Annotated in this window: 7 protein-coding genes; 4 read left to right on the top strand and 3 right to left on the bottom strand. The window is 39.5% G+C overall.

Going from position 1 to position 7,786, the window contains the following annotated elements; all coding sequences use genetic code 11:
* Positions 1-384 precede the first annotated feature (384 nt).
* On the bottom strand, positions 385-1,623 hold the full coding sequence (locus AAC037_RS14615; protein ID WP_339903676.1) for a prolyl oligopeptidase family serine peptidase: 1,239 nt from the start codon (positions 1,621-1,623) through the stop codon (positions 385-387).
* A 284-nt stretch (positions 1,624-1,907) separates the two neighbouring features.
* Between AAC037_RS14615 and AAC037_RS14610 the strand changes: the two genes are divergently transcribed.
* Positions 1,908-2,783, top strand: coding sequence for a hypothetical protein (locus AAC037_RS14610; protein WP_339903675.1), 876 nt, complete (start codon positions 1,908-1,910; stop codon positions 2,781-2,783).
* 526 nt (positions 2,784-3,309) lie between these two features.
* On the opposite strand, the gene AAC037_RS14605 is transcribed toward AAC037_RS14610, so the two are convergent.
* Positions 3,310-4,182, bottom strand: a complete 873-nt coding sequence (locus tag AAC037_RS14605; RefSeq protein WP_339903674.1) for an inositol monophosphatase family protein — start codon at positions 4,180-4,182, stop codon at positions 3,310-3,312.
* Entirely contained in the window at positions 4,183-5,154 is a 972-nt protein-coding gene (locus AAC037_RS14600; protein ID WP_339903673.1) for a phosphotransferase, read from the bottom strand.
* A gap of 382 nt (positions 5,155-5,536) precedes the next feature.
* Between AAC037_RS14600 and AAC037_RS14595 the strand changes: the two genes are divergently transcribed.
* The 3 genes from AAC037_RS14595 to AAC037_RS14585 form a co-directional block, all read left to right on the top strand.
* On the top strand, positions 5,537-5,674 hold the full coding sequence (locus AAC037_RS14595) for a hypothetical protein (protein WP_339903672.1): 138 nt from the start codon (positions 5,537-5,539) through the stop codon (positions 5,672-5,674).
* Between the two features lie 470 nt (positions 5,675-6,144).
* Positions 6,145-7,395, top strand: a complete 1,251-nt coding sequence (locus AAC037_RS14590) for a hypothetical protein (RefSeq protein WP_339903671.1) — start codon at positions 6,145-6,147, stop codon at positions 7,393-7,395.
* Positions 7,340-7,786: c-type cytochrome (locus tag AAC037_RS14585; protein WP_339903670.1), on the top strand; the 447-nt coding region annotated here is incomplete at its 3' end. The genes AAC037_RS14590 and AAC037_RS14585, both read left to right, overlap by 56 nt.

Genomic DNA, 7,786 nt, shown 5'->3' with positions numbered 1-7,786 from the left:
TCAGGGCCTGCTCTGTAGCCGAGTAACTCAGGGGAAAAGAAATGAAGAGATTAAAAGAACACTTGCCGAATAAAAAATAATTTTTAACCTTTCTATTATATTAGTCCGACTCCATCCAACTCTATATAGTTTTCAGTTTCATGGTGCTTAGATTAACCCTTTAAAACTCCGTTTAAATGGATCAGGTGCCATTTTCACCTTTGTTTCTTCCAGTTTATTTTTGTTTTTTACGTCATGAAGCCATACATTTTACTAATTTTTATAAGGTCGGAAAAAGAGAACTGAGATATGAAACGTTACTTTTTCCCAACGTATTCAATCCTATTTAACGCTTTCCAGATAAGCCAAGTTTATGGAAGTATAAAATTGATTTTCAACTAAAATCTACTCCCATCCCTTCACCTCACTACTTCTCCGATTTCCATGGGCATCAACCCAATAGATATACCAAAGTTTGGCATCTGTCGGCACAGTGACCTTGCCTTTTGCTTTATCGAGTGGAATCAATTTCCATTCTCTTTCCGGACTTCGCTTTTCATCGCCGGTATAAGCCATATAAATTTTATCCGAAGCATGTGAAATAGAATATTTCACCTTACCCCCTTTGTGTTTTAATTTTATCGAACTAATGAATTCGGATTTGTCTTCCAACTGAGTACTGATAAACCGGTAAATTTCCTCAGGGGCAGCGCCGTGCAGATGACTATGCTTCATTTCCGGTATTAACGTAAATTGCGCATCCTTGGCCAGATTGGCTGTTTTTTGCCAGTTTTCCACGAAATAAGCAAAATCATTGGTGCCATTTACAAACAGCATATCAGCTGTTGCATTTCCCACGTAACTGGAAGGATCCCAAAGTTTTACCCAACGTTGGGTTTCAGCGACCCCAAGAGAATCAAACTGTTTGTCCCAGGCACTGCCTTCATGCAAATACCCACAACCATAGATCGGCACAGCTGCCGCAAAGCGCTGATCAACACCAACTGTCAAATTGGTCAGGTAGCCGCCCCAACTTATGCCTGTAATGGCTGTTTTCTCCGGATTCACTTCCTCAAATGATCTAATAAGAGAATGTGCGCGGATAATATTGGATACAGAATGGAATTGCCATTGTTCGGTAAAAGCCTCATCTAACCTGAAAAATTTGTGGACATCGTCTTGCTTGGGACCACCGTTTTCCATACGGGTTCGTTTGGAACCCCAAGGATTTTCTTGTTCGGCTGTAGGTAATGGTTGATCACCACCAAGATCCATGGCGATGGCTGCATATCCTCTTTCAGCCCATTCCTTTACCCAAATTTGAAAGGCGGTTCCTCCCCCACCGTGTACCAGTACAATTCCGGGAAAGTCCCCAGATCCTACATTCTCCGCCCCAATTGTAGCCGGACTAGCATAGTAGGCGAATACTTCCGTCACCTTTCCTTCATATTTCTCACCCGTATAGCGCAAAGACCAAACAGAGTCCGATTGGTTCAGCCATTCAAAGTTTGGAGCTTGGGATAAGGTTGTTAGGTCCCAAGGTATTTCACCTTTAAGCGCTGTAGGCAGGGAAAGTCCCGTTTGGGCCATTACAAGCCCCTGCAATAAGAATAAGGTTAATCCGATTATAATGGTTTTTTTCATGCCAATGATTTTTGGAATAATGTGTTCCAAAATAAGAATAATATTGCTGAAATCATGAAGAATTAAAAATGAATGTTAGGTCCTGAAATAGTTTAATTACAATGTTTTAACCAATTATTTGAAGAAAGATTTATTCGTTTTCATTCAAAACGATATCTTTAGCAAAGGAAAAATACCTTAAATTTTTCTAATTGATATTTCATTTGATTCGTCCAGCTTTTAGAAAATTGGTAGGTTTTAAATGAATTGGAGATGGATTAACCTTAAATAGATATTAAAAAAACATGGCAATTTTTAGACAATTTACAGCGAATAGCATTTCTATGAAACCCTATCCTTTTTGGAAGGAATTGGCTATGGAAGCTTATCTGTTGGAAAATGAGGATATTTTAAAGTTGGATGAACAGAATTTCTCAGAAGTAGAAGTGTTAGATGCAGAATTAGCCTTAAAAAGTGGTAGAAAAACGGGTGATGGACGAATCGATATTCTTGCTAAATACGGTGGAGAGTATTTGGGAATTGTGGAAATCAAATTGAATGAAATCGATGAGTTAAGTCTTAGTCAACTTGAAGATTATCTTTCTGTCCGTGCCCAGATTTTGAATTTGGGAGAATACTGGCAGGAAGATGCAGAACCAAAATGGGTTGGGCTTCTTGTGGGATCTTCTATAAGTGCTGGGCTACAAGAGCGTTTATCCCAAGGTTATGAATTTAAAGAAATCCCAATTGCTGGAATGACAATCAAGCGATTTCGGAGTGATAAAAATGAGGTTTTTGTGATTTCCGATACCTATTTCAATTTTTCTTACTCTAACAAAGATTATTCAAAATTCATTTTCAAAGGAAAAGAATATAATAAAGGCAGACTTGTCAATGCAGTGGTTAGATCGCATGTAGAAAGGAATCCTGAAATCACCTATTCAGAATTAAAACATGATTTTCCTGATTATATTCAAGGGAGCTTTGGTGTAGTGGATTTAACGAGCAATGCTGAAGATATATACCAACGTTTGGGTCATAAGAGACATTACATAAAGGAAGATGAGGTTATCCAGCTTCAGGATCAGGCTATTTCAACCTGTAACCAATGGCATCCTGAAAATATCAAGTCATTCATAAATCAGGCCGAGAAATTAGGATGGAGGATAGAGTTGAAATAGCTTAACTCGCAGTTAAAAATTTCGATATTCGATTTTGTCAGTATTGTTGCAGAAAAAAGGCAACAATACCGTCAAAACCGTGTTGTTCTCATTGTTTTACCATGCGCTGGTGCCTATGGCTATAAATGTATCACTCCAGGGTGTTTTGGATTTAAAAGCGTCACAATTAACCTCATCAATCGGAATTAAATTAAGTTGTAAAGAGTTAGATGAAGTTCTAAGACATTGGGAAAAGCAAATCAGATAATTATCGAGTTAAGCGACCCCTTAGGGTTTCAATCATTTTTCGGGGTTCATTTATAAAAAATAGGATTCTGACAAGACAAAATTATAAGGTGTTGCTATGGGTAGCAAATCATATTAACCTATAATAAAGCCTACTTATTAAAACATCTTTACGGGTTTTCTAAGGCAATAATAGTAACTGCAGCTTTTAATACATCTAATGACATTGGTAAATCATTTTGATTAGGTAAATTTGATAACAATAATAGCCTAAATCAATCCTATAAATTGAATTTTTTTATCAGGAAATTTTGAAACGCTTTAAATGGTTAGCAAGTTCTCGCTTACTGGCATAAACCACTCCCTGAAGGTGCATAAATGTGGTTTCCCGAGAATTCAAATGTAATTTATCACCCCTATAATTACTAACCGGTAAATTCAACTCCTCAAAAATTAATCGAGTGGCTGCAAAATCCCATATGCTACCCCCTCCTTTTTTCGCTTTTGGAAATTTTAAATAACTGGAATGCCTATGGGCAAAAACAGATAAAGCATTACGGACCGCACCATAGCCAAAATGATATACCACTTCCCCGTAATTTTGCGAATCAGCCCATTGTTTCAGGTATATTCCTAAATCATTAAAATAGCTTTCGCCTTGCATGCTTCTGTCCATATAAACATGTAAAGAAATGTCTGCTGAAGGCTTAGGAAGAAAAGACTCCCCATTCAAATATAGCCCCTGCCCTTTGATTGCACTGTAACACAAATCCTCATCAGGAACATATACGACCCCGATGACAGGGTCCCCGGATTTGGAGATAAGAGCGATAGAAACCGCATATCCGGGACGTTGTTCGGTAAAAGGTAAAGTGCCATCGAGAGGATCAATGCACCAAAAGTAATCCTTCTCTAAACGGGATTGGTCATCTGCTGCTTCCTCTGTAAGCAAACCCAAGTCATGTTGATTTACGCTTGAAGCCAAATGCTTTAAAATTATGGCCTGTGCCTTATAATCTACTTCAGTCACTACCTGTGAAGCCAGAGAATGCCCACCTTCTTTTTTTCGTCGATGATATGCTGCATCAACTTGAGATTGTATCCATTTTCCTGCAGCAATACTTGCCTCAATGGCTTGCAGGCAAAGCTTTTCTAAAACGGTTTTTTCGAACATTTATTCACTATCTAGTTCTTCTATTACTGCTTGTGTGAGCTTTTCGCTGTATCCATGCATCTTCCAATGCCCTGTACTCCAGCCATCTAGGAAACGGTAAAGGTCAGCCCAAGCGAACTTATATAGGCTGGTCCACTCTTCTTTAACCTCCTGAAATTCAATGGTATTACCCATTGCTTCTTCAAGTGATTTAAAGTAATGGTCAAGCAATTCTCCTTCAAATTGTTCGCAAGCTTCTTCTTCAAAGCAACTGCTGATAAAGTAGGCCACATCCTTTATTCCACAACCTTTGCCAACATATTGAAAATCTACTGCTGCCACTTGATTTTCCGATCCAAAACAGAAATTCGCCAGCTTGGCATCCCCATGAACTAAGCTCTGGAACTTCGCTTCATTCAGTTTTTTGTCAATTTCCGGCGCGACATTTTGCAAGGGCTTATTGGTCATTTTGGCCAATTCATCTGGTCGAGTATCTAAGTACCAATAAGTACCCTTTTTCCATAGTCCTTTAGGAGAAACTTTCATAAATACGGCATGAAAATGTGCCAGCCAGCTTAAACAGTTTTTGGCCGCTAAAAGGCTTACTGTCTGAGGTGTCCTGCGGATTGGGAAACCCAAAGCATTGAGGTCTTCCATAATTAGCAAACGTGTGTTTTCGCCGGCTTCTTCATACAATAATTGCGGGACTTTACAGTTTGGGTTGGTTAAGGAGGCATAATGTTTATACCAATTACTTTCTATTGCATAGGATTTGACCTTTCTTTGATGCGACAAATCTGTATTCCAGCCCCTAGGGTGGTTGTCGGATTTCGGCAATTCAATATGTTTTACAATGACCGAACTGTGCTTACCTCCTTCCAAATAATAGCACTTGATGGTGCCATAACCGCTCCATAAGGTCTGCACCTGTGTTGTGTCGTGAATGGCTTTGGCACCGGTACAATTTAGAATTTCAGATTCAATGGAAGACATGCTATTGTTTGGGGAAATGGTTTATATTGTTGAAGTAGGCCAATAAGGAAATCTTGATATTTTTACTTTCTCGCTTAAGCAAACTGAAATCCAAATTACCGAAATTTTCTTCTTATAGACGAATTCTTCATGGAATTTGAGAAATATTGTAAATCCCTCTTCAAACAGACAAAGCAGGATTTTCGCAAATGGAAATTTATGCTTATTTCCTACAATTCATCGGGTTGATAAAGTTAGCAGGTAGAACGCATCCGCTAAATACCACATGCACAAATCCCCCTTTTAAGGGGGGCAGGGGGATTTTTAGGTGAATAATATTAAATAAAATAATAAAAATTTATACCCTGAATCAGTGGTTAAAGACTAAAAACGGCAATTGATTTTGGAGAAAAAGGATCTCTTTTTTCTAAGGTTTTTGGACAGGGATGTCAAGAAATCTATGTCCTATGTTCTACAGGAAATAGGTACTTATATAGATGACTGGGAATTGCAAAATGATGTTCCTAAAACTTCTTTTTAACTTGAGATGTTGCTAAAAAATCCCCCTTGCCCCCTTGTCAAGGGGGATTTTTGGAAATGAGTATTGTATGCTTATTTACTATAATTCAGCAGGTTGATAAAGTTATCAGGTAGAACGCATTCGCTAAATGTAACGTGCACAAATCCCCCTTTAAGGGGGTCAGGGGGATTTTCAGGACGAGACCGAATAATATTATTAAATAACTATTGAAATAGACGGATAATTATACAACTAATTCAGGTTGACAATGCATTTTAACAATTTGAAACCAACCGGTGTAAGGGCGAAAAACTTCGCCTACTGTAAAAGTTTCTATAAAAATGGCAAGACTGATGCAGGTTTTTAGGTTCAGTAAGGTTAAATTACCAGCTCAAAATGCTAACACCACTAATTATTCACAAAAGACCATGACCAGCTTGCACAGATTACCCAAATTTGTTTATTTGAATTTTTCCGCTTGCCAAAAATATTTGAGTTATAGCCTTTTCATTTTTTTACTAATCAGCATTTCTTGTGAAAACAAGCAAAATGAATTACCTGCATCCGATGTAGGTAATGGTGGATTGATTCTGCCGGCTGGATTTGAGGCTTTGGTCGTCATCGACAGTGTAGGCCCTACACGGCATATTGCCGTCAATGATAATGGAGATATTTATGCCAAACTACGCTTTTCACGGGATAAGCATGGAGGTACCATAGGTCTTCGGGATCTTAATGGGGATGGAAAAGCCGACTCAGTGGTCCGTTTTGGAGACTATGAAGATATAGGCGGTTCTGCGGTAGGAGTTACCATTTATAATGGATATTTGTACACGAGCACTGTTAATCAGGTCTTGAGAAATAAACTAAGTCCGGGAGAACTGGTCCCCAGCAGCAAGACAGAAGTTATTCTTACCGATAACCATCCCAACGTAGCCCGTAACTGGCATACGACAAAACCAGCTGCATTTGATGGTAAAGGAAACATGTATATTCCGTTTGGATCACCTTCTGATGCCGGGCAGGATATTGAAATATATGGTCCAACGGGCACTCCAGAAGGAAAGGGGTTGGACCCAAGTCCGGAAAGGGAGATGAATGCGGGGGTATGGAAGTTTGATGCCAACCGAGAAGGCCAAGTCCAATCAGATGGGGTCAAATTTGCAACCGGCCTTCGCAGTATCGTAGGCATGACTTGGAGTCCATTGGATGATCAACTCTATGGAGTAGTCAATGGAATAGATAATTTTCACACCCTTTATCCAAAGCTTTACTCTTCCTGGCAGGCTGCAGTGCTTCCTTCCGAGAAATTAGTTAAAATAACCCAAGGAGCTGATTTTGGATGGCCTTATGCCTATTATGATCATCTCCAAGGCAAAAATGTATTATCTCCCGGCTATGGTGGAGATGGCAAAATAGTAGGTAGGGCTTCCAAGTTTGACCTACCTGTAGTTGGATTTCCAGGTCATTGGGCTCCTATGGAACTGTTGTTTTACCAAGGAGACCAATTTCCGGCTCGCTACCAAGAGGGTGTTTTTATTGCCTTTCACGGCTCCACAGATCGCTCGCCATATCCACAATCAGGTTTTATAGTCGCTTTTGTTCCTTTAGTGGATGGCGTAGCAGCTGATTGGGAGGTATTTGCGGATGGTTTTGCCGGAGTAGATACCGTAGAAAATACAGGAGATGCCTTATACAGACGAAGGTCCGGATGGATCCCTTTATATATCCGATTCCAATAAAGGCAAAATTTGGCGGGTCATGTACAAAGGAAGTAAAGCGGAGTTTGGTGAAAAGCAACTGAAAGAAATGGACCAACTAACCGCAGATAAAACCTATATTAAAAGACCTGTTGAAGGAGTGGATAATTTAGACAAAGGCTCATTGCTTGAAGGAGGCATTCTTTACAATACCTACTGTGCTACCTGTCATCAGCGAAATGGGCAAGGGGATAATAACCGCTTCCCTCCCCTCGCTCAATCTGAGCGTGTGTTAGGAGACCCTAAAATCCTCGTGGAGTCAATTTTAAATGGCATACAAGGAGAAATCACTGTTCGAGGAAAAACTTTTAACGGCTATATGCCTCCCCATGCAAATATTCTGGATGATCTTGCGGTAGCTTCCATCACCACT

Origin of the sequence: uncultured Cyclobacterium sp., assembly GCF_963976465.1 — a bacterium.
Taxonomy (GTDB): Bacteria; Bacteroidota; Bacteroidia; order Cytophagales; family Cyclobacteriaceae; genus Cyclobacterium.
Note: the sequence above shows the minus strand (reverse complement) of the source record. Positions and strands in the feature narration are given on the sequence as shown.